We start from the raw sequence: 1,450 nt of genomic DNA, 5'->3' as shown, positions 1-1,450 counted from the left end.
ACCACGGCTATCATAGAGCCGTGGTAGTTTGTATTCGTTGTTAGAAGGACACCAGCCAGAAACGGCCTGCGAAACTGATTCTGGCTGAGTCTTTCTATTTAGAAACCGATTTCTTAGAAACCGATTTCACAATTATAATTGCTATGCACAAATCAAGTGGAAGTAATCAAGATGAAAATCTGGCACTACTCCACCTACATGGCAACGAGGCAAAGCACAGTAAGTCACACAGATACACTGTGGTATAGGTACCAATAACTAGGATAATTGAAGGCTAAAACACTCCTCCACTTCCCTAAGTTATAGATTTACAACTTTGAGATGCACCTGAGATTTGAGACCCACCTGAGAATAGTTCATAATAATCATAAACCGGAATGGTGGTCTTATCACCTAGGGCTGTGTTGGCGTGGCCTTCCAGAAAGGTATAGGAGTCAATGGTATGACTTACTGGCTTTTTAATAGTACCTCTTACATCGACCATTTCCAGATTTGGAGCATTACCAAGCGCTGGGAATCAGAAGAATGAGTCGATTGTTAGATCCAATCAGACTCTAAAAAATCTGAAATGCAAAGCGTTTATGGATAGCTATATTTATAGCTTATCCGTGGAAATACTATTGTGTCAAGTCTGATTGGATCTTATGCTAATCATAAATGATGACTTGCTGTAATGTCAACACACTTCCTTCACATTATCAGGATTTAACTTAAAGTTTTTATAAATTTTGACCATTAAGGGGTGAGAGGCTGCATCTAACTTTTGCAAAAATACTCCGATGGAAGCATAAAACACAACTCTTGTTCCCTGAATTATAGATTTAAAACTTTGAGATGCAACCCTTACTTAGATCCTTTTGATAGCAACCCCTGCAGCTCAAATGCTGGCACATTAGCCAGTTCCTTCGGTTCTAATTTATACATCGCTCCACCATACACTCTCCCTTCATCAACCATAGCTTTCCCAGTAATCTGGTTAAGCGCTTCTATCAGCAATTTGTCCAAGTTATGATTTTGGTTTATGGCGTTTTCCAACTCTGGCTTGGGGTAGAGAAGAAGATATGAGTTGGTAACAATTGCTTTTGATTGGTTTAGAATAAATCTAAACGGCTTTTTCCCTTGTTTATCTGAACGTCCAATATAGGTGCAATAGAATCTGCTTTCATGTCGTCTTTATTGGGAATACCAAATTTTCCGGCTTTTGCATAAATAGCGGTTGGAAACACCAGCCTTAATCCCTGCTTTAAGGTAAGAATACAAGTCAGGATAGACGCGCTTTATTTCATCAAGGGGCAATTTACAATCAAGCACAAATAGCGGGTTTGTAATTTCCGGGTTGCCATCCTTATCCGCTTTTACTTCAGTAGTCTCTAAGTATCGCGGGCTTGGTAATATTGGACGAAATTGTTCAATAGGTAAGTTTAGGCTTTCAATCTGTACAGGGGAAAGA

The 1,450-nt window shown here is 39.4% G+C and carries 2 protein-coding genes and 1 pseudogene; all 3 read right to left on the bottom strand.

The features are described from left to right. Positions 1–295 precede the first annotated feature (295 nt). Entirely contained in the window at positions 296–484 is a 189-nt protein-coding gene (locus F6K49_RS48740; RefSeq protein ID WP_293109901.1) for a hypothetical protein, read from the bottom strand. A gap of 359 nt (positions 485–843) precedes the next feature. After that, a complete protein-coding gene (locus tag F6K49_RS48735) occupies positions 844–1,035 on the bottom strand; it encodes a hypothetical protein (RefSeq protein ID WP_293109898.1) in 192 nt (63 codons plus the stop codon). Between the two features lie 138 nt (positions 1,036–1,173). Beyond that, positions 1,174–1,450 (bottom strand): annotated as a pseudogene (locus F6K49_RS48730) (SAM-dependent DNA methyltransferase); the annotation flags it as partial.

The sequence above is a fragment of the Moorena sp. SIO3I6 genome (assembly GCF_010672095.1).
Note: the sequence above shows the minus strand (reverse complement) of the source record. Positions and strands in the feature narration are given on the sequence as shown.